This window comes from Kitasatospora gansuensis (assembly GCF_014203705.1).
In the GTDB taxonomy this organism is placed as follows: domain Bacteria; phylum Actinomycetota; class Actinomycetes; order Streptomycetales; family Streptomycetaceae; genus Kitasatospora; species Kitasatospora gansuensis.
The window spans coordinates 689,181-708,714 of the sequence record NZ_JACHJR010000001.1 but is presented as its reverse complement, the minus strand read 5'-3'; the positions used below and the strand labels follow the sequence as shown (position 1 = coordinate 708,714).

Genomic DNA, 19,534 nt, shown 5'->3' with positions numbered 1-19,534 from the left:
TTCCCCCAGCCCGCCAACGGCATGGTTGCGGGCCGGTTCCGAACGCCAACTCGGAAGGGTCTCCTGTCGATGAAACTCAGGCTCCGCGCGCTCATAGGGGTTTTGGCCGCCGCCGTGACGCTGGCAACGCTCACCACCGTCCCTGCGGCGAATGCCGCCGCCTCGATTCCGTCGCAGGGATCGCCGACGCAGCTCGACGTCGGTAACTGGAACGTCGAGTGGTTCGGCGCGCCGGACTTCGGCCCGACCGACGAGGCGCTTCAGCAGCAGAACGTCCACGATGTCAAGGCGGGCCTCGACATGGACGTGTGGGGCCTCTCCGAGGTCGTCAGCACCTCGGCGTTCGACACGCTCGTGGCGGGCCTGCCCGGGTACACCGGGGTCGTGGCCAACGACCCGATCGTGACGAACGGTGCGCAGTACTACTCGGACTTCGGTGACACCGAGCAGAAGGTCGCCCTCGTGTGGCGCTCCAGCATGGCCACCCTGGTGAGCGCGAAGGTCGTCCTGGCCAACCAGAACAGCAACTTCGCCGGCCGCCCGCCGGTGGAGTTCACGTTGCGCGGCACGTTCGACGGTGTCACCCGGGACCTGGTCTTCATCGTCCTGCACGCGAAGTCCGGGGCCACCCAGGATGCGTGGAACCTGCGCAACCCCGCGTCGCAGGCCCTCAAGTCCTACCTCGACACGACCTACCCCACGCAGAACGTCTTCGTCATCGGTGACTGGAACGACGACGTCGACACCTCCATCGCACCCGGGAAGGCTTCGCCCTACGCCAACTTCGTGAACGACCCGGCGCGTTACACGTTCCCGACCCGGGCCCTGTCGCTGGCCGGCGTGCCGTCGACGGCGGGCTATCCGGACTTCATCGACCACCAGCTCACCACCAACGAGGTGCAGGCGAAGTACGTCGCCGGTTCGGCGACCGCCTTCCAGCCGCAGGCCTATGTCCCGAACTACGCGACGACGACCAGCGACCACTACCCGGTGCTGGCTCGCTACGACTTCGTCCTCGGCGGTGGCGGCGGACCCGCCAACGTCATCATCAACGAGGTGCTGGCCAACGAACCGGGAAGCAGCACCGCCGGTGAGGCCATCGAGATCGTGAACACCGGTGGCACGGCCGTCAGCATCGCCGGCTGGACCGTCGCGGACGGGTCGGCGGTGCGGCACACGTTCGCGGCCGGTACGACGCTGCAGCCCGGCAAGGCGATCACCGTGTTCGGCGCGGCCTCCGCAATCCCCGGTGGCATCGTGGCGGTGGCAGCCGGCACCGGCGGCCTCAACCTGTCCAACAGCGGTGACCAGGTGATCCTGCGGGATTCGGCCGGAGCGACGGTCCAGTCGATGAGCTACTCCTCAAGCCAGGCCAACTCCGACGGGGTGTCCATCAACCGAAGCCCTGACGGTTCGGCGACCGGCAGCTGGGTCAAGCACGACACCATCAGCTCGCTGCCCCGCTCGCCCGGCCAGCGCGCCGACGGAACGGCGTACTGAGCCCCGATCCACCTACGGCCCAGGCGACCACTCACGGTGAGGTCGGCACGCTGCTGCCGCAGTTGGTCGGCCTCGTAGCGCAGCCGCCGGGCGCACCGCGAGAGCTGAGCGGCGAGTGGACGGCCTGTCTCCCCCTGCGGGGAGACAGGCCGTTCGCAAGACCGGTCAGGAATCGAGAAGCCCCGGCCGCCGTCCAGCCCCTAGCGTGATGGTCATGGCAACCACCGCTTCCACCGCAGCCCACACGTCCCTCGCGTCCGTCACCCTCGAGGTGGCCGACCTCGAGGCGGCTCGCCGCTTCTACCGCGCCTTCGGCGTGGACACGCACGTACGCCTTCGGGCGTCCGAGGCGCACTCCACCGGATTCCGCGGCTTCACCCTGGCGCTCACGGTTTCCGGGCCGGCCACCGTCGACAGCTTCTTCGGCGCGGCCGTGGACGCCGGCGCCACGGTGTTGAAGCCTGCCGCGAAGTCGCTGTGGGGATACAGCGGCGTCCTCCAGGCCCCGGACGGGACGATCTGGAAGATCGCGACCTCGGCGAAGAAGGACACCGGGCCCGCCACCCGCGAGATCGACCAGGTCGTCCTGCTGATCGGCGTCGAGGACGTGAAGGCCACCAAGCAGTTCTATGTCGGCCAGGGTCTGGTCGTGGCCAAGAGCTTCGGTGGCAAGTACACCGAGTTCGCCCCCGGCCAGTCCGGCTCCGTCACGCTGGCGCTGTACAAGCGCCGCGCCCTGGCCAAGGACCTTGGCGTCCCCGTCGAGGGCACCGGTTCGCACCGCATCGTCCTCGGTGGCACCGCCGATGCCTTCACCGACTCGGACGGGTTCGCCTGGGAGGCAACTGACCAGTCCTACGCCGAGTAGCCGCGATCTCGTACCGCACAGAACAGGCAGGAGAAAGATTATGAAGTTTCGGTCCCACGTCGAGCCACCCGAGCCCATGCGGGGCCTGGAGGTTCCGCCCGAGGTGGTGGCAGCGCTCGGCGGGGGCGCGCGGCCGCCGGTGACGATCACGGTCAACGGGCATTCCTGGCAGAGCCGGGTCGCCATCCTGCGCGGCCGCCACCTGATCGGCCTCAGCAACGCCAACCGGCAGGCCGCGGATGTCGCGATCGGCGAGGAGGTCGAGGTCGAGCTGGAACTCGACACCGAACCGCGCGTCGTCGTCGAACCCCCGGACTTCGCCCGGGCCCTGGACGACGACCCGGTCGCCCGCGCCGCGTACGACAACCTTGCGTACAGCCACAAGCGCGAGCACGTGCGCGCCGTCGAGAGCGCGAAGAAGCCCGAGACGCGGCAGCGGCGGATCGAGAAGGCCATCGCCACCCTGCGGGGCTGACCCAGCAGAAAGCAAAGACTCCGCGCGGCATCGCCATCGCCGCGCGGAGGCCTGACCGTGCCCAATTCCTTCTGGAGGGACAAGTGTTGTCGAAGCGAATCATGACCGGTCTGTACTGGTTCCTGGCCTTTGAGTTCGCGCTGGGCGCCGTGACCAAGTACTGGCCGGGCGACACGATGTTCAGCTCGGCGTACTCCGCGAAGTTCGTCGATTGGGGTTACCCGGCCTGGATGCGTTTCGTGGTTGGTGCGCTGGAAGGTGCGGCCGCCGTCCTGTTGGTGATCCCCGACAAGCGAGCACGCTTTCTGGGCGCCGTGACGCTGATGTTCGTGCTCACCGGCGCGGCCACCACCCACATCGTCAACCATGACCCGGCGGCGGAGAGTTGGGCCGCGCCGACCCACCTCATCATCATGGGCGTCCTCGCGCTGGCCAATTGGCCCGCCTACTGGCGAGACCTCCTGCGGGCTCCCGCCCGGCCGACAGAAGTGACGACTCGCTAATCTCGACGACGGCACCGCGTGGCCGACCTTCTTCACCCGTATCAAAATCAGGAGAACAGACGCATGACCGCCCCGCCTCGAACGCTCGCGCAGCGCACGCAGGACACCCGACGCCGCCTCGACGAAGACGTCGATGCCTGGGTGGCCACCGCCGACCGAGCGGGTACGCCGTATCTGGTGCCGCTGTCGTTCCTCTGGGACGGCGAGACGCTGTTGATCTCGACGTCGGCCGGCAACCCCACGGCCCGTAATCTCCAGGCCGGCGGCCGGGTCCGACTCACGATCGGGCCGACCCGCGACGTGGTCCTGATCGAAGGGTCCGCGGTGGTCGCCGACGGGATCACCGACGAGGTCGCCGACGCGTTCGCGGCCAAGACCGGGTTCGACCCCCGGAAGGGGCGCAACTACCCGTACTTCCGCATCCGGCCGGAACTGATCCAGGCTTGGCGCGAGGTCAACGAGATGGCAGGACGGGATCTGATGGTCGACGGCGAGTGGCTGACGTAGCGTCACTCCCGGGCTGGGGACCGTTCGGGGGTTAGCCACCGTGCGGGGGTGTGGCTTCCTCGAAGGGGGAGACGCCGGGTAGCACGATGGCTGATGAGATGGTGCCTTGCGAGGATCGGGGTGTCCGAACGCCCTCTCCGAAGGAGCCTTCCGTGCGCAGCTCTCGTTTCGTCGCCGCTGCTGTGGTCGGAATCGTCGTTGGCGGCCTTGCCGTGTCGACCGCGGTGCCGGCTTCGGCCGGGACCGCCTCGCACACCGCACCGGCGCTGTTGTCCGAGCTCTCCAAGGGGCTGACGCTCACGCTCCCCGCGCCACAAGGGCGTTACGCCACCGGGGAGTCGGTCTTCCGGCTCGTCGACGACGGGCGCGCGGATCCGTGGGTGCCCGGCCGGTCCTATCGCGAGCTGATGGTCAGTGTCATCTACCCGGCGGTGCACACCGGTGGTCGGCCGTTCACGAGTCAGCTGCCGGCGGCGGTGGCCACGGCGGTCGGTGCGGCGGTCGAGGAGGGCAATCAGCTGCCCGCCGGTCTGGTGAACTGGGCGGCGACCAGGACGCATTCGGTGCAGGACGCCGCGATGGCGCCCGGCCGCTTCCCGGTCGTGCTGTACTCGCCCGGGGCCGGGGATTCGCGGGACTGGAACGTGTCGCTGGTCGAGGATCTCGCTTCGCGCGGCTATGTGGTGGTCACCGTCGACCACACCGGGGAGGCGCCGGCGACGCAGTTCCCGGACGGTCGGGTGGTCGGGAACGCGACGGTGCTGGCGGCGTGGGCCCAGGCGTACCAGGACGGTACGACGCTGGCGTTCTTCTCGAAGCTGATGGCCGCGCGGCAGGCCGACATCGGGCTGGTGCTGGGCCGGTTGACGAGCCTGCCGGGCCGGCTGGCCGAGGGCATGGACCTGGACCGGATCGGGATGTTCGGGCACTCCGCGGGCGGGTTCACCACGGCGAACATGATGTACGGCGATCCGCGGATCAAGGCGGGCGTCAACATGGACGGCACTCTCGAGTACAGCGTGCGGCCCGACGGCACCAACCTGAGCGAGGTTGCGCTGCACGGACTGGACCGGCCGTTCCTGCTGATGGGCAGCTCGGGCCGCGAGGCCGGCGATGTGCACGGCGAACCGTCGTGGGTGTCGTTCTGGCAGCACCAGCGGGGTTGGAAGGCCGATGTCACACTGGTCGGTTCCGAGCACGCCTCGTTCACCGACGCAGAGGCGCTGCTGCCGCAGTTGGCCGGGCGGGTGCCGGCCGCGACGCTGGCCGCGGTGGTCGGGACGGTCGACCCGCGCCGGGCGTTGGCGGCGGACCGGGCGTTGGTGGGCTCCTTCTTCGACCGCTTCCTGAAGGGGTGTGACGACCACCTGCTCGACGGCGGTACGTCCCGGTACCCGATCACCTTCGTGCGGTAGCCGTCGGAACAGGCGGACACTCGTCAAGTCGCGTCGCTGCCAAGTCACTTGACCGCCCCCCTCGTAAGGGCGGGAGTTCATCTGGGTCCACGATGATGACCGGCCATGAGCAACCTCAGTCGCCGAATATTCATCCTAGGCGGGCTCACCACCGCGGGCGCCGCCTCGCTCCAACTCGGGGCGCTGGCCCAGCCGTCGGCCGCCGCCGCCACTCCCTTCCCCTTCATGCTCGGTGTCGCCTCCGGGGAACCGGACGACAGCAGCGTGGTGCTCTGGACGCGGCTGGCTCCCACGCCGACGAACGCGGACGGTCAGGGCGGCATGCCCAACGCCGACGTCGCCGTCGACTGGCAGGTGTCGACCAGCCAGAACTTCACCACCCTGGTCAACTCCGGTACGGTCACCGCCCGTTATGCCCAGGCCCACTCGGTGCACGTGCTGGCGGGTGGACTCGCGCCGGACGCGGAGTACTACTACCGGTTCCGGGCCCAGGGGTTCATCTCCCCGGTGGGCCGGACCCGTACCGCGCCGGCGATCGGCACCGTCGGGCGGGACTTCACGATGGCGTTCGCCTCCTGCGCCCACTACGAGAGCGGCTACTACACCGCCTACCGGCGGATGGCCGACGACCGCCCCGACCTGATCCTGCACCTGGGCGACTACATCTACGAGGGTGGCGCCGGCACCGGCGGTGTGCGCCAGCACCTCGGCAGCGAGATCGTCTCGCTGGCCGACTACCGCCGCCGCTACGCGCTCTACCGCACCGACCCGGACCTGCAGGCCGCGCACGCGATCGCGCCGTGGCTGGTGGTGCCGGACGACCACGAGGTGGAGAACAACTACGCCAACATGGTCCGCGCCGACAGCAGCCCCGTGCTGACGGCCGCTCAGTGGACCGCGCGGCGCACCGCCGCGTACCAGGCCTACTTCGAGAACATGCCGCTGCGGGCCGCCGCGACGCCCGCCGGCAACAGCATCCAGCTCTACCGCCGGGTCCGCTGGGGCACGCTCGCCACGTTCCACATGCTCGACACCCGTCAGTTCCGCGACGACCAGGCCTGCGGCGACGGGACGAAGGTCTGCGCCGACGCCGATCTGACGAACCGTTCGATCACCGGCGCGGCCCAGGAGTCCTGGCTGCTGGACGGGCTCGGCCAGCGCCTGGGTACCTGGGACCTGATCGGGCAGCAGGTGTTCTTCGCCCGGAACGTGAACTCCTCCGGTGCGATGAACATGGACGCCTGGGACGGGTACCGGGCCAGCCGGGCGCGGATCCAGCAGGGCATCATCGACCGGGCCGTACGCAACCCGGTCGTCCTCACCGGCGACGTGCACGCGTCCTGGGGCAACGACCTCAAGGCCGACTACGCCGATCCGTCGTCGGCGACCATCGGCTCCGAGCTCGTCTGCACCTCGATCACCAGCGGCGGCAACGGAAGCACCACCACGACGATCCCGAACGGATCGCTCAACCCGCATCTGCGCTTCTACTCCAACCAGCGCGGCTACGTCCGTACGCACATCACGCCGTCCCAACTCACCGCCGACTTCCGGTCGGTGGCGACGGTGACCGAGCACGGCGCGGCGGCGACCACCGCCCGGACCTTTGTCATCCACGACGGACAGCCGGGGTTGGCCGATGCGTAGGCTCTCCGTACTCGGCGCGGCCGTCGCCGGTTTCGCCGCGGTCCTCGCCCTGGTCACTCCGGCTTCGGCGGCGGGGCCCTCGTCCTGGGTGACCGCGAACAGCGACTCCACCGGTGACCAGGACTCCGCCCAGGTCGCGGCCAACCGCCTCGGCGACGTCGCGGTGGTCTGGGAGGACGACCGCGACTCGACCAACCCGGGCGACAACGCGCACAGCGACGTTTGGGTGCGGATGTACCGTAACGGCGTCTCGGCCTACGAGCAGAAGCTCTCGGCCGGTGGGACGGCGGGCGTGGCCTGGCGGCATCTCCAGCCCGACGTGGGGCTCGACGACCGGGGCAACGCCGTCGTCGTGTGGGCGGAGGACCCGGACGGCAACGGGCTCTACAACATCACCTACCGGGTGCTCTCCCCGGCCGGTGCGGTCCTCGGCTCCGGTCAGGCCAACGCGAGCGCCGGCGGCCAGCAGATCCATCCGCGCGTCGCGGTCGATCCGGACGGCGCGCCGGGCAGCGCCACCGCGGTCGCGTTCTCCGTGGTGTGGGAGGACATCCAGGGCACCGCGGCGGCGACGGTGAAGGCAGCCGGGTTCACGGGGACCACGACGAAGGCGTACGAGGTGACGGTCAACGCGGCCGGCGGCGCGCACCACAACCCCGACGTCGCGACCTCCGCCTCGGGTGACGCCGTCGTGGTCTGGGACGAGGACACCGACGGCAACGGCTTCTACCAGATCGGTCTGGTGAAGCTGGCCAAGGCGAACGGCACTGTCGCACTCACCCGCCGCAGTGCCAACAGCCTCGGCGGCGGGCAACAGCAACGCCCGGCAGTGGCCGCCGACTTCAACGGCGACTTCGCGGTGGCCTGGGAGTCCGATCACACCGGCACCCGTGGCGTCTGGGCCCGGTCGTTCACCGCGACCGGCACCGCCGGTTCGGCCGAGGTCGAGATCTCCAGCGTCGCCGGAGCCGGCAACCCCACTGTCGGCATCGACGACCAGCGCGACGCCGTGGTGGGCTGGAGCGTCGCCGGCACCGATCCGGCGGTCTGGGCCCGGGGCCTCAACCCCGACGGCACCTTCGCCGGCCGGCTGCCGGCCCAGTCCGTCAGTCAGGTCACGGCCGGTCGGCAGGAGCAGGTCGCGGTGGCTTCCTCTCCGTTCGGCGCGCTCGCGATCTCGTACACCGACGACAACGACGGCAACACCTTCGACCAGGTCCTGCTGAGTCTGGGGGCGACCAACTCGGACTGGTGACGGTCGGTTGATGCGGGGTGCTGCGTGGCAACGCGCAGCACCCCGCAGGCGCTGCGCGGATCGCGGCAGTACCAGGTGACGTCGGAGGGCGTCTGTGAGCTGCGCTACAGCGCCGCTCGTTGTCTTGTACGCGTCGGGGCGGCTGTTAGCCTCTTCGAGTCGCCCGCTCCGTGCGGGCCTCGCCGGTGGGACGCCGAATCCCGTCCACCCGTCGGCGGTCACTCGAGCACCGATACGGACGGGAGCGGGGGAACCAGGTCAGTTGCCTGCTGCCCCCGTCCGCCCGCGCGTACGCGGAGGCTGCAGGCTCGGGGTGAAGCCGCTCCCACAGGCGGCCGGGCCGACCTCAGGCCCGAACCCGACAGCTCACCTCGCAGGCGTCGCAGAGGACCTGTCCATGCGCATTTCTGCCACCCACGTACGGGTCGGCGCGGTCGCCGCAGCCGGCCTGCTCGCCATCCCCCTCCTCGTCAGTACCCAGGCCTCCGCCAGCGGCCCAAGCGTCGTCGAGGACCGGATCAGCCCGGCTCCGGCCGTCGCCGGCCCCTCGGTCACGGCCTCGCTCACCGTGCACTCCTCGCGCTGCTTCACGGCGGACACCGTCGGGGTCGCCGTCCGCAACGCGGCGGGCCAGCGTCTCGACTTCCCGAACGCGGCCCGGAACGTCCAGATCTGCCCGAGCGGTGTGACGATCACCACCGGCGCGCGGAGCCTGCCGGCCGGTACGTACACGGAGTTCGGCCGCTGGCGGGGCCTGGACGGCCGCTGGCACAACCTCCCCACGCACACCCTGACCGTGGGCACGGCCCCGGCCCCGGCCCCGACGCCCACCCCGGCGCCCACGCCGACGCCTGCCCCCACGCCGAGCCCCACCCCGACCCCGACGGTGAGCCCCACGCCCACGGCGACACCCACCCCGGTGCCCACGCCCACGCCGACCGCGACGCCCACGCCGACCCCGTCGCCCACCACCGCGCCCCCCGCCGGTATGCGCGCGCTGCCGGACCCGCTGTACGGCGTCACCGTCGACGACGTGTCGAACCTCGCCGCGATCGTGGACTCGTCGAGGCACCTGGCGCACATGCCGACCACCCGGATCGTCTTCGACGAGACCGAGAGCCCCAGCTCGTACACCTCGGCGGTCAACCAGCTCCAGCCGGTCAGCTACCTGATGGGCGAGATCCTGGACTCCGAGTACGTCAAGAACATCTCGGCCCAGGCGTACCACGACCGGGTCGCCCAGTACCTGAACGCCTTCGGCAACCAGGTGGACCTCTGGGAGGTCGGCAACGAGGTGAACGGGAACTGGCTGGGCAGCTACGGCGACGTCTCGACCAAGATCACCGACGCCTACCGCCAGGTCGAGGCGGCCGGCAAGCGCAGCGCGCTGACCCTCTACTACGACATCGGCTGCGGCAACGGCCCGTCGGAGCTCGACCCGCTGGCGTTCACCAAGCAGTACGTGCCGGAGGACATGCGCAACGGCCTGGACTACGTGACGCTCAGCTACTACGAGGGCCAGTGCAACAACATCCGTCCCAGCGCGGCCACTTGGACCTCGTACTTCCAGCAGCTGCACACCCTCTACCCGAACGCCAAGCTGGGCTTCGGTGAGGTCGGCCTGCCCGACGCCGCCACCAGCGGCACGCAGGCGGCGGCGCAGTCGATGCTGAACTACTACTACGGCCTGAAGCTCGACCTGCCGTACTACGTCGGCGGCTGCTTCTGGTGGTACTACGCCGAGGACATGCTGCCCTACAGCACCAAGCCCCTGTGGCAGACGCTCAACTCGGCGCTTCAGCGCTGACGTTGAACGCCGGAGGCCCGCTCCCCGATGACGGGGAGCGGGCCACGGCTGTCTGATCAGACCCGGTCGGCCGCGATCAGGAGGTACTGGAAGGAGCCGTCCTTGTAGGAGTTGATGAAGGCCTCCTCGATGCCGGTGACGAGGGAGGAGGTGGCGCGCAGCTCCCAGTAGGGCAGGGTGGTGGGGGTGAGGTCGATGATGGTCTGCGGGACCAGGCGGTTGTCGGCCATCGCGCGGAGGTACTCGCGGCGGGAGTGGATGTTGCACTCGAAGTGGGCGTTGATCTGGGAGACCCACTTGGACGGCTGGCCGTAGACCGGGTTCCAGCAGCCGGTGATGGTCACGTAGCGGCCGCCGACGGCGAGCACCCGGGCGTGCTCGGCGAACAGGTCCTCGAGGTCCACGTACATGCTGGACTCGTTGTTCCAGGAAGCGGCGGCCTGGCCGGTCTCGAACGGCATGTTGAGCATGTTGGCGACCCGGGAGCGGACCGCGTGGTCGATGCCGAGGTCGCGGGCCCGCTGGTTGCCGAAGTCGGCCTGCTTGGCGGAGAGGGTGACGCCCTCGACGGTGCAGTTGAAGCGCTGATGAGCCATCACCATGGAGCCGCCGCGGCCGCAGCCGGCGTCGACCAGGGTGTCGTCGGCGCGGATCGGACCGAGGTGGTCCAGCAGGACGTCGGTCTGGGCGGACTCCAGGCGGTGCAGCTCGGTGACGAGCCGCTCCTCGCGCTCGCTCTCCGGGCCGGCCTCCAGGGCGGCGTGGTCGACGTCGCCGATGCCGTAGTGGTGGTGGTAGAGGCCGTCGACGTCGCCGAGGCGCAGATTGACGGGGCGGGCCTCGTGGTCCCAGTAGCGGGCGATGTCGCCCTGGTAGCTGGTGGCGGGAGCGGGGATGGCGGCGTTGGGAACGGTGGTGGTCATGGGGGTTCTCCTCTTGAGCTACCAGAAGTTGGATTGCCGGAAGTTGAGCTGCCGGGGGTCGGGCTACCAGAAGTCGGGCAGGGTGTAGCGGTAGGTGTTGGTGCGGTGCCAGTGGTGGTTTCCGTCGACCCACACCGCGAAGCCGCGCAGGTAGCGCAGCAGCGTCGGGGCGGGGAAGGAGGCGGCGAGGGTGGCGGATTCGGCCTCGAAGGCGTGCATCAGGTCGTTGTGGATCCGGACGGCCTTGAGGTACGCCTCGCGGTCGGTGAGCTGCTCCTGCTGGGCGAGCACCACGGGCAGGTTGAGGTGCAGGCCGGGGCTGTCGAGTTCCTTGGTGTACGAGTAGAGGTCGTTCATCACGGTGGTCGCGTTGGCCGCGAGCGCGATGACGCGCTGCAGGGCCGGCAGGGCGTGCAGGTCGGCGGCCAGCTCGTAGCCGCCGATGGTGTCGGTGAGCGTGGGGCAGGGCCGGAAGTTGTTGAACTGACGCATCGCCAGGTACTCCCACACCTGCGGGACGTACTCGGTCTGGCTCCAGGCGGCCTCGGCGAGGTAGCCCATGTGCAGCCGGGCCATGTCGTGCCGGTAGCGGTCGGCCTGGGACGCGGTGGCGGCCTCGGTGAAGTACCGCATCGCGGAGTGGTAGGCCCGGCGGGGGGCGTCGGCCTGCAGGGATTCCGCCCAGGCGGGCCGGTACTCGGGGGTGGTGTGCAGCTCGTCGAGGGCGGTGTGCGCGAGCAGCAGGCGCCCGCCGAGGCCGACGGGGGAGCCGCCGTGGTCCTCGCAGTAGGTGTCGTCGAGGACGTTCTCGGCGGCCATCAGGCGGGTGGCGATCATCAGATGGTCGACGGTGGGCGCGTCGGGGTGACAGGTCGTCATGTAGCTGCCGAGCGCGAAGCCGTCGAACTGGTCCTCCCACTCCGGCGGGAAGAGCTGGACCTCCTCCACGGCCCAGGTCTTGATCCGCCGGCTGACCTCCTCGACCCGGTCGGGGTCGGGCTCGGCGACCGGGTGGTGGTACAGGCCGGGGACCGGGTCCCCGGGCGCCGGACGGCCCTGCGCGGCCGGCTCCGGCTCCGGTGCGTCCGCCGGGAGTTGGGTCAGGTAGAGGCTCTGGGTGCCCAGGCCGCTCGGGCCGCGCAGGAGGCGCTGCAGGTCGGTGGGCCCGATCACGCCGCCGCCCCGATCTGGCAGTTCTCGAGCAGTCCGAGCGCGTCGGGGACCAGCACGGCGGCGGAGAAGTACGCGGTGACCAGGTAGCGCATGACGGCCTGTTGGTTCATGCCCATGAAGCGGACGTTCAGCCCGGACTCCACCTCCTCGGGCAGCTCCTTCGGCCGCAGGCCGATCACGCCCTGCTCCTTCTCGCCGAAGCGCATCGCCATGATGGTGGAGGTGTGGGTGTCGGAGACCGGGATCTTGGAGCAGGGGTAGAACGGAACGTTTCGCCAGGCCAGCACCTGGCGTCCGTTGACCTCGGCCGAATCGGGGTACAGGCCACGGCTGTTGCACTCGGCGAAGAACGCGGCGATCACCTTCGGGTGGGCGAAGAAGGCGTGGGTGGAGCGGCGCATGGCGAGCAGCTGGTCGAGGTCGTCGGGGGTGGGCGGGCCGCTGCGGGTGGAGATCCGCTGCTCGTAGGCGGCGTTGTGCAGCAGGCCGAACTCGCGGTTGTTGACGATCTCGTACTCCTGCCGCTCGCGCAGCTCCTCCACGGTCAGCCGCAGCTGCTGCTGCAGCTGGTCCATCGGGTCGTTGTACAGGTCGGCGACCCGGGTGTGGACCTGGAGCACGGTCTGAGCGAGCGACAACTCGTACTCGCGGGGCGCGAGTTCGTAGTCGACGAAGGTGGTGGGGAGCGGCGGCTCGCCGTGGTGGCCGGAGCTCAGCTCGATCTCGGCCTCGCCCTTGCGGTTGACGGCGCGCTTCGCGCGGGCCCGGAAGGCGTCGGCGTGCGCCTGCAGGGAGGGGGTGCGGTCCAGGATCTCCCGGTACGCGGCCCAGGGCAGGGCCAGGACGGTGGCGTCGGTGGCCGCCCGGAGGGTGGCCGACCAGGCGGCCCCGGGGTTCAGGTGGGCCTCGTCGCCCAGGTGGGCGCCGTCGGTGAGGACGCCCAGCAGCTGGGCCTCGCCGTACTTCCCGGCGACGATCCGCTCCAGTCGGCCGTGGGCGATCAGGAAGACCGCCTCGACCGGCTGCCCCTGCTCGGCGAGCAGGTCACCGGGCCGGATGTGCCGGGGCTCGAACCGGGCGGCGATCTCGCCGAGCACGTCCTGGTCGGGGTAGTCGCGCAGGGCCGGGAGTGCGTCCAACGAGGCCGGGACGACCCGGACTTGGTCGGCACCCTGCTGGACGAAGAGCACCCGGCCGGCGCCGGTCCGCAGGGTGAGCCGCCGGTTGACCCGGTAGGTGCCGGCGGTGACGTCCACCCAGGGCATGGCCCGCAGCAGGTTGCGGGAGGTGATGCCCTGCATCTGCGGTTCGGACTTGGTGGTGGTGGCCAGCTGCCTGGCGGCCCGCGTGGACAGGCTCAGCTGCGGTGCGGGTGGTGCTTCCAGATCGGGCATGACTACTCCTCGAGGAATGGCGCCCGCCGGGCCTGCCGGGGCGCGAGTTCACTGCCAAGGCGCGCAGGACGAACCGGCCGACCCCTGGCGGGGGCCGGCCGCTTCTTCGTACGGGTCGTGTCGTGCGTCAGCGCCGCTGGCCGTGGGACGGCAGCGTGATGCGCGGCGTAGCAGCCACTGAGTTTGATCCCCCCAGACCGTCCGACGGCTTCTGAGGATCATGATTACGGAGCCGGGTCGGCCGCCGGGGCAAAGGACCACAAGAGACCGAATGTGACCGTTCTGCTTCGTACGTTGGCGAAGTCGGTTCGGGTGGACGGGCTGCTCGCCCGGGCCGCGGCGGCCACTCCCCGTGACGGCGGCTGAGGGCGGGCGTCGAGGCGGCCGATGCCCGAAGGCCGTTGGGGGAGCGGGAGGGTGGGCCCGGCGGGTGGGTGAACGGGAGGTGGCCGGGATGTGACGGCCCGTGAACTTCGGTCCGAGGTTTCGTGGTTGTTATTCGATATGACTAATATCCATCCGTCACCGTTCGAACCGGACAAGGTCGGTCCTCCGAGACCGCCGCCGCCTCCAAGGAGAATGCCCTGCGCGCGCGTGCGTCTCGGCGGATCGCCCCAACGAAGCAGGGGGAGGCGGCCGAGCCGTCGCCCCCCACAGCCGCTCGGCGAGGTGGCCGGTCCGGCCGCCGCCCCCGGCTCTCGCTGCGGTCCGCACTGCTGATCCTGGCCATCGTCCCCGGTCTCGCGCTCGCCGCCCTCTGGGCGGCGACCACGGGCGAGACCTTCGTCAACTTCCAGCGGATGGCCGCCCAGGGGCAGTTGGCCCAGCAGGCCGGCCAGCCGTCCAACATCGTGTACTACAACCTGCAGGAGGAGCGCCGGCTCAGCGCCGAGTCGATCGCCCGGCCCGGCACCGTACGGGACCAGCTGCGCGAGCAGCGGCGCAAGACGGACGAGGCGATCAGCACCTTCCAGAAGCTGTCCGGCGTCACCGCCGACGACGCGCCCGCCGAGGTGCGCGAAGCGGTGCTCCAGGCCCGGCAGGCGATGGGGCAGCTCGACTCCCAGCGGGCCGCCGTGGACGAGGGCGGCGCGGCCGACCGGCAGGCGACCGTCTACCGCTACTACACCGATCTGATCGCGGTCGACCTGCGGCTGTTCGGCGCCCTCAGCCACGTCGACGACGGCAAGGTCACCACGATCTCCCAGCCGCTGGTCGCCCTGTTCTGGGGCAAGGAGATGATCTCCCGTTCGGACGCGCTGCTGGCCCGTGGCTGGCCGGCCGGACGGCTCTCCGTCCAGGACTACCAGCAGGTCCAGCAGGCGCTGCACGAGCAGCCGTTCCGGTACGGCACCGAGGTGGTCCCCTATCTGACGCCGGGTGAGACGGCGATGTGGCAGGAGATCGTCAACAGCCCGGCCTGGCAGGCGAAGACCGAGGTCGAGCAGTCCCTGCTGAAGCCCACCGCCGCCGACGGCGCCGGCACCGTGGCGCTGGCGCCGAACCAGCAGAAGTGGCGTCAGGCGATGGACCAGCTGACGCCCAAGCTGGTCGCCCTGATGGAGAGCCGGACCAGTGGGGTGGTCGAGGTCGGTCTCGGCTCCATCACCCACCTGCTGCTGACCGTGGTGCTCACGAGCGTGATCGGCCTGTTCGCGGTCATCGCGGTGATCGTCACCACCTGGCGGCTGACCCGCTCGATGCGCCGCCGGATCACCGAACTCCAGGAGCAGGCCGAGCAGTTGGAGCGCAGCCTGCCCGAGGTGGTGGAACGGCTGGCCCAGGGCGAGCAGATCGACGCGCAGGCCGAGGCGGCCGCCATCGAGCAGGAGCCGCGGGGCGCCGGGGACGAGCTGGCCCGGCTCGGCCACGCGCTCAACCTGGCCCGCGCCAGTGCGATCGCGGCGGCCGTCCGGCAGGCCGACCAGCACCGCGGCTTCGAGAAGCTGCTGCAGCGGATCGCCCGCCGCACCCAGCTGCTGATCGGTCAGCAGCTGCGCAAGCTGGACGAGCTGGAGCGGCGGCACGAGGACCCGGAGGTGCTGGAGGGCCTGTTCGACCTCGACCACCTGACCGCCCGGCTGCGCCGCTACGAGGAGAACCTGGTCATCCTGGCCGGTGGCACCCCGCACCGGCGCTGGCGGAAGCCGGTCCCGGTGCTGGACGTGCTGCGCGCCGCCCAGGGTGAGGTGCAGGACTACACCCGGGTGGTGCTCGACCTGGACGGCAGCCCCTGGCTGTCCGAGCGGGCGGTCGGCCCGGTCGCGCACGTGGTCGCCGAGCTGGTCGAGAACGCGCTGACCTTCTCGCCGCCGCCCACTCCGGTGGAGGTCCGGGCCGGCGCGGTCGGCCGGGGATTGGCGATCGAGGTCGAGGACCGCGGGCTCGGCATGGACGAGGAGCAACTGGCCGCGGCCAACGAGCTGATGAGCCATCCGCCGCGGCTGGACGTGCTGGCCAGGACCGAGGACATCCGGCTCGGCTTCCACGTGATCGCCCGGCTGGCCGCCCAGCACGGGCTGCGGGTCGAGTTCCGGCAGTCGGCGTTCGGCGGCACCCGGGCGATCCTGCTGCTGCCGGACACCCTGCTGGTCGCGGCGCCCGGCGTGTACCCGGTGCCGGACACCACGTCCGCCGAGGTGCTGCCGACCCGCGCGCGGGGCGAGGCGCTGGCCAGGGCGACCGCGCCCGAGCTGCCCCGGGGCGGGCAGGGCGGCCGTGAGGCGTACCGGCCGGTGGCCGAACTGCCGTACGGCGGGCCGGAGTCGAGGCAGGACGGGCCGTACCGGGCCGAGCTGTACGGCGACCCGTTCCCGCAGCCGGACCCGTTCCCGCCGGCCGTGCCGTTCCCCGCCGCGGACCCGTTCCCGGCCGCCGACCCGTTCCCGCCGGTCGAGCACGGCTACAGCGGGCTGCCGTACCAGCAGCAGTCCGGGCTCTCCGGTGAGCCGGAGGCCGAGCCGCCGCTGCCCCGCCGGGTCCGTCAGGCCAGCCTGGTGGACGAGCTGCGGCTCGCGCCGGAGGAGCCGAACAGCCGCCCGAAGCCGCCCCGTTGGGACGAGAACCCGCTGCTCCGACCGGCCCCCCGACGGGCCGGAGCGGCGATCGGAGCGTTCCAGCGCCGGTCCAGGGCCGCCCGGGAGAACCCGGCGGCGCCGCTCGATCCCCCCGGGCAGGAACTCCCCGGGCAGGATCTGCCCATCCCTACGACGGAAGACCGGTCATGACGCGCACCACCGCCACCCACCAGGATCTCGACTGGCTGCTCGACGGCCTCGTGGACTCGGTGTCCGGGACCAGAAACGCCGTCCTGCTCTCCGACGACGGCCTGGTGGTCAGCCACTCGCGGACCGTCGAGCGCGCGGACGCGGAGCGCCTGGCCGCCATCGCCACCGGGCAGCAGAGCCTGGCCCGCGGTGTCGGCCAGCTCTTCGACGGCGGCCCGGTGCACCAGGTCATCGTCGAACTGGCCGAGTTGTGGCTGTTCGTCATCACCGCCGGCCAGGGCACCCACCTGGCGGTGACGGCCTCTCAGGACGTCGACGCCGAGGTGATGTCGCTGGCCATGCACAAGCTGGTGCAGCAGGTCGGCCAGAAGCTCAGCACGCCGCAACGCGGCGACTTCGACGCCTTCGGGGCCCGTGGTGGTGGTCGGGGGTGACCCGGCCACCGCAGTGGTACCGGGAGCCGGTGGCCGAGGAGGCCGAGGAGGACGCGGCCGACTCGATGGTGCGTCCGTACACCGTGACCCGGGGCCGGACGGCCCCGGAGCGGGACGACTTCAGCCTGATCACGGTGCTGACCACGGTCCGGGAGCCGGGCGAGGAGTTCGGCGCCCCGGCCCGGCCGTCGGCGCGCGGGCTGCAGCCCGAGCACCGGGTGGTGCTGGAGCGCTGCCGGCGTTCCGCGGCGCTGGCCGAGGTGGCCGCCGAACTGCGGCTGCCGGTCTCGCTGGCGAAGATCCTGGTCGCCGACCTGGTCGCCCAGGGGTTGCTGCTCGCGCGGGCGCCGCTCGCGGTCGCGGTCGGCGGCCGGGCGGACCTCGGACTGCTCACCGCCGTACGCGAGGGCCTGCGGCGGCTCTGATCGTGGTTCTGACCCCCTTTCACTTCCCGCCCCACCGACCGGCCGCCGGCCCCCGCCGCGCGGCCCGTCGCGACACCCTGTGAGTGAGATGACAGACAGCCAGGTGGCCCAGGCCGCCGTGAAGATCCTGATCGCGGGCGGCTTCGGCGTGGGCAAGACCACCATGGTCGGCGCGGTCAGCGAGGTCGCCCCGCTGCGGACCGAGGAGTACCTGACCCGGGCCGGGGAGGGGGTGGACGACCTCTCGGGCGTCGGGCAGAAGGACACCACCACGGTGGCCCTGGACTTCGGCCGGATCACGATCAGCCCCGAGCTGGTGGTCTACCTGTTCGGCACGCCGGGCCAGGAGCGGTTCTGGTTCATGTGGAACGACCTGGTCAACGGGGCGCTCGGCGGTGTGGTGATCGCCGACACCCGGCGGCTGGAGAGCAGCTTCGCCTCGATCGACTTCTTCGAGAGCCGGGGCATCCCGTTCGTGGTCGCGATCAACTGCTTCCACGGCCGGAACACCCGCACCGCGCAGGAGATCAGGGCCGCCCTCGACCTCGACCCGGGGATCCCGCTGCTGATCGGTGACGTCCGCGAGCGGGCCTTCGGCCGGGACGCGCTGCTGGCCCTGGTCGACCACTTGATGGCCCCCGCCCTCGTCGGCTGACCGCCCCTCAGGCCCGGCACCCGCCGGGCTGCCCGACCTCCCCCGGAGAGACCTGACATGGCAACACCCCTGCGCGTCCTGATCCACGGCGGCGGCATCGGCGGCCTCACCCTGGCCACCGCGCTCGCCCAGCGTGGCCACCTGGTCCGCGTCGCCGAGCTGCGCGGCGAGCTGGACGCCCTCGGCGTCGGGATCATCCAGCCCTCCAACGCGCTGCACGTGATGCGCGAGCTCGGTGTCCTCGACGACTGCCTGGCGGCGGGCTTCGAGTGGGACACCCTGACCATCAACGACCCGGTCGGCAACACCCTGGCCAAGATCCCGCAGCCCCGGATGGCCGACGCCCCGGCCTGCAACGGCATCCCGCGCCCCGCCCTGGCCGCGGTGCTCGGCGCGGCCGCCGTCGCGGCCGGGGCCGAGATCGGCTTCGGCACCACCATCACCGAACTGGCCGACGACGGAGAGGGCGTGGAGGTCACGCTGTCCGACGGCAGCACCGCCCGCTGGGACCTGGTGGTCGGCTTCGACGGCATCGGCTCCCCGCTGCGGCAGCGGCTGTACGGCGAGCGTTACGCGCCCGAGTACACCGGCTTCGCCAACTGGCGGGTCACCGTGCCCCGGCAGAGCGAGGTGCGGGGCGTGGTGATGAGCACCGGTGACCGGACCGCGAAGGCGCTGCTCACCCCGATCACCGAGGAACTGATGTACCTGGGCGCGGTGTTCGCCGAGTCCGAGGACTTCCGGCCGGACCCGGAGCGGGCGCACCAGCAGCTGGCCGAGCGGCTCGCCGCCTTCGGCGGGCCGGTCGCCGAGGCGCTCACCCGGGTCACCGACCCGGCCGCGGTGGTCTACTCGCGGATCTCCCAGGTGACGGTCGAGGAGCCCTGGTCCGTGGGCCGGGTGGTGCTCGCCGGTGACGCGGCGCACGCCTCCACCCCGCACATCGCCCAGGGCGCGGCGATGGCGGTCGAGGACGCGTTGGTGCTGGCGCAGTCCCTGGACGCGGCCGAGGACGTCCCGGCCGCGCTCGCCGCCTGGGAGGCCCGCCGCCGCCCGCGCGCGATGTGGGTGCAGAACATCTCGCGAGCGGTGCTCAAGCAGGAGACCGGCACCCCGACCACCCCCGAGGAGGACGAGCTGCTGAAGGTCGGCATCCCCGGCGCGGCGCACGTCCTGGTCCAGCCCTACTGATCAGCCGTCACCTCTCGGCCCGCTCACCCGCCCGGGTGGGCGGGCCGTCGTGTTTCGTCCGGCGGCGGTTGGATGAACGTCTGCCGTCGTGAGATGCACGGCATGCGAACGGCGGTGGTGGCCGGACGGGCCCGG

17 protein-coding genes and 1 riboswitch are annotated in these 19,534 nt (G+C 71.2%); of the genes, 14 read left to right on the top strand and 3 right to left on the bottom strand.

Translation table 11 applies throughout. The features are described from left to right. Positions 1-114: 114 nt before the first annotated feature. The 9 genes from F4556_RS03280 (at position 115) to F4556_RS37525 (ending at position 9,977) form a co-directional block, all read left to right on the top strand. A complete protein-coding gene (locus F4556_RS03280; protein WP_313068126.1) occupies positions 115-1,500 on the top strand; it encodes a lamin tail domain-containing protein in 1,386 nt (461 codons plus the stop codon). 208 nt (positions 1,501-1,708) lie between these two features. Further along, entirely contained in the window at positions 1,709-2,368 is a 660-nt protein-coding gene (locus tag F4556_RS03275) for a VOC family protein (protein ID WP_184911461.1), read from the top strand. A 40-nt stretch (positions 2,369-2,408) separates the two neighbouring features. After that, on the top strand, positions 2,409-2,843 hold the full coding sequence (locus tag F4556_RS03270; protein ID WP_184911459.1) for a YdeI/OmpD-associated family protein: 435 nt from the start codon (positions 2,409-2,411) through the stop codon (positions 2,841-2,843). 101 nt (positions 2,844-2,944) lie between these two features. Then, complete coding sequence (locus F4556_RS03265) at positions 2,945-3,346, top strand: DoxX family protein (RefSeq protein WP_184911458.1); 402 nt, start codon at positions 2,945-2,947, stop codon at positions 3,344-3,346. A 63-nt stretch (positions 3,347-3,409) separates the two neighbouring features. After that, positions 3,410-3,853, top strand: coding sequence for a pyridoxamine 5'-phosphate oxidase family protein (locus tag F4556_RS03260; protein WP_184911457.1), 444 nt, complete (start codon positions 3,410-3,412; stop codon positions 3,851-3,853). Positions 3,854-4,005: 152 nt separating this feature from the next. Next, complete coding sequence (locus F4556_RS03255; protein WP_184911456.1) at positions 4,006-5,268, top strand: alpha/beta hydrolase family protein; 1,263 nt, start codon at positions 4,006-4,008, stop codon at positions 5,266-5,268. 105 nt (positions 5,269-5,373) lie between these two features. Continuing rightward, complete coding sequence (locus tag F4556_RS03250) at positions 5,374-6,915, top strand: alkaline phosphatase D family protein (RefSeq protein WP_184911454.1); 1,542 nt, start codon at positions 5,374-5,376, stop codon at positions 6,913-6,915. After that, positions 6,908-8,170, top strand: a complete 1,263-nt coding sequence (locus tag F4556_RS03245; protein ID WP_184911453.1) for a hypothetical protein — start codon at positions 6,908-6,910, stop codon at positions 8,168-8,170. The genes F4556_RS03250 and F4556_RS03245 overlap by 8 nt, the downstream gene beginning before the upstream one ends. A 217-nt stretch (positions 8,171-8,387) precedes the next feature. Further along, a riboswitch (cyclic di-AMP (ydaO/yuaA leader) is annotated at positions 8,388-8,565 on the top strand. Positions 8,566-8,567: 2 nt separating this feature from the next. Next, complete coding sequence (locus F4556_RS37525) at positions 8,568-9,977, top strand: glycoside hydrolase 5 family protein (RefSeq protein WP_221503517.1); 1,410 nt, start codon at positions 8,568-8,570, stop codon at positions 9,975-9,977. A 56-nt stretch (positions 9,978-10,033) separates the two neighbouring features. Here F4556_RS37525 and F4556_RS03235 read toward each other — a convergent pair whose 3' ends face one another. The 3 genes from F4556_RS03235 to F4556_RS03225 form a co-directional block, all read right to left on the bottom strand. Further along, positions 10,034-10,900: a geranyl diphosphate 2-C-methyltransferase gene (locus F4556_RS03235; RefSeq protein WP_184911452.1), complete on the bottom strand. Its 867-nt coding sequence runs from the start codon at positions 10,898-10,900 to the stop codon at positions 10,034-10,036. Between the two features lie 63 nt (positions 10,901-10,963). After that, positions 10,964-12,073 carry a family 2 encapsulin nanocompartment cargo protein terpene cyclase gene (locus F4556_RS03230; protein ID WP_512699289.1) on the bottom strand — a complete coding sequence of 370 codons (1,110 nt, stop codon included), beginning with the start codon at positions 12,071-12,073 and terminating at the stop codon, positions 10,964-10,966. Continuing rightward, complete coding sequence (locus tag F4556_RS03225; RefSeq protein WP_184911451.1) at positions 12,070-13,467, bottom strand: family 2B encapsulin nanocompartment shell protein; 1,398 nt, start codon at positions 13,465-13,467, stop codon at positions 12,070-12,072. Before F4556_RS03225 ends, F4556_RS03230 begins: the two co-directional genes overlap by 4 nt. 800 nt (positions 13,468-14,267) lie before the next feature. On the opposite strand from F4556_RS03225, the gene F4556_RS03220 reads away from it, so the two are divergent. From F4556_RS03220 to F4556_RS03200, 5 genes are all read left to right on the top strand, one after another. Then, on the top strand, positions 14,268-16,694 hold the full coding sequence (locus F4556_RS03220) for a nitrate- and nitrite sensing domain-containing protein (protein ID WP_246510958.1): 2,427 nt from the start codon (positions 14,268-14,270) through the stop codon (positions 16,692-16,694). Then, positions 16,691-17,128: a roadblock/LC7 domain-containing protein gene (locus F4556_RS03215; protein WP_184911449.1), complete on the top strand. Its 438-nt coding sequence runs from the start codon at positions 16,691-16,693 to the stop codon at positions 17,126-17,128. The genes F4556_RS03220 and F4556_RS03215 overlap by 4 nt, the downstream gene beginning before the upstream one ends. Further along, complete coding sequence (locus tag F4556_RS03210) at positions 17,125-17,553, top strand: DUF742 domain-containing protein (RefSeq protein WP_376775649.1); 429 nt, start codon at positions 17,125-17,127, stop codon at positions 17,551-17,553. The genes F4556_RS03215 and F4556_RS03210 overlap by 4 nt, the downstream gene beginning before the upstream one ends. An 88-nt stretch (positions 17,554-17,641) precedes the next feature. After that, positions 17,642-18,208, top strand: coding sequence for a GTP-binding protein (locus tag F4556_RS03205; RefSeq protein ID WP_184911448.1), 567 nt, complete (start codon positions 17,642-17,644; stop codon positions 18,206-18,208). Positions 18,209-18,265: 57 nt separating this feature from the next. Further along, a complete protein-coding gene (locus F4556_RS03200) occupies positions 18,266-19,399 on the top strand; it encodes an FAD-dependent monooxygenase (protein WP_184911447.1) in 1,134 nt (377 codons plus the stop codon). Positions 19,400-19,534: the final 135 nt, after the last annotated feature.

Coding starts and splice junctions, on each gene's coding strand:
- F4556_RS03275 (WP_184911461.1), top strand. CDS start 1,709: ATGGTCATGGCAACCACCGCTTCCACCGCAGCCCACACGTCCCTCGCG.
- F4556_RS03270 (WP_184911459.1), top strand. CDS start 2,409: ATGAAGTTTCGGTCCCACGTCGAGCCACCCGAGCCCATGCGGGGCCTG.
- F4556_RS03265 (WP_184911458.1), top strand. CDS start 2,945: ATGACCGGTCTGTACTGGTTCCTGGCCTTTGAGTTCGCGCTGGGCGCC.
- F4556_RS03260 (WP_184911457.1), top strand. CDS start 3,410: ATGACCGCCCCGCCTCGAACGCTCGCGCAGCGCACGCAGGACACCCGA.
- F4556_RS03250 (WP_184911454.1), top strand. CDS start 5,374: ATGAGCAACCTCAGTCGCCGAATATTCATCCTAGGCGGGCTCACCACC.
- F4556_RS03245 (WP_184911453.1), top strand. CDS start 6,908: ATGCGTAGGCTCTCCGTACTCGGCGCGGCCGTCGCCGGTTTCGCCGCG.
- F4556_RS37525 (WP_221503517.1), top strand. CDS start 8,568: ATGCGCATTTCTGCCACCCACGTACGGGTCGGCGCGGTCGCCGCAGCC.
- F4556_RS03235 (WP_184911452.1), bottom strand. CDS start 10,900: ATGACCACCACCGTTCCCAACGCCGCCATCCCCGCTCCCGCCACCAGC.
- F4556_RS03225 (WP_184911451.1), bottom strand. CDS start 13,467: ATGCCCGATCTGGAAGCACCACCCGCACCGCAGCTGAGCCTGTCCACG.
- F4556_RS03220 (WP_246510958.1), top strand. CDS start 14,268: ATGGCCGCCCAGGGGCAGTTGGCCCAGCAGGCCGGCCAGCCGTCCAAC.
- F4556_RS03215 (WP_184911449.1), top strand. CDS start 16,691: ATGACGCGCACCACCGCCACCCACCAGGATCTCGACTGGCTGCTCGAC.
- F4556_RS03205 (WP_184911448.1), top strand. CDS start 17,642: ATGACAGACAGCCAGGTGGCCCAGGCCGCCGTGAAGATCCTGATCGCG.
- F4556_RS03200 (WP_184911447.1), top strand. CDS start 18,266: ATGGCAACACCCCTGCGCGTCCTGATCCACGGCGGCGGCATCGGCGGC.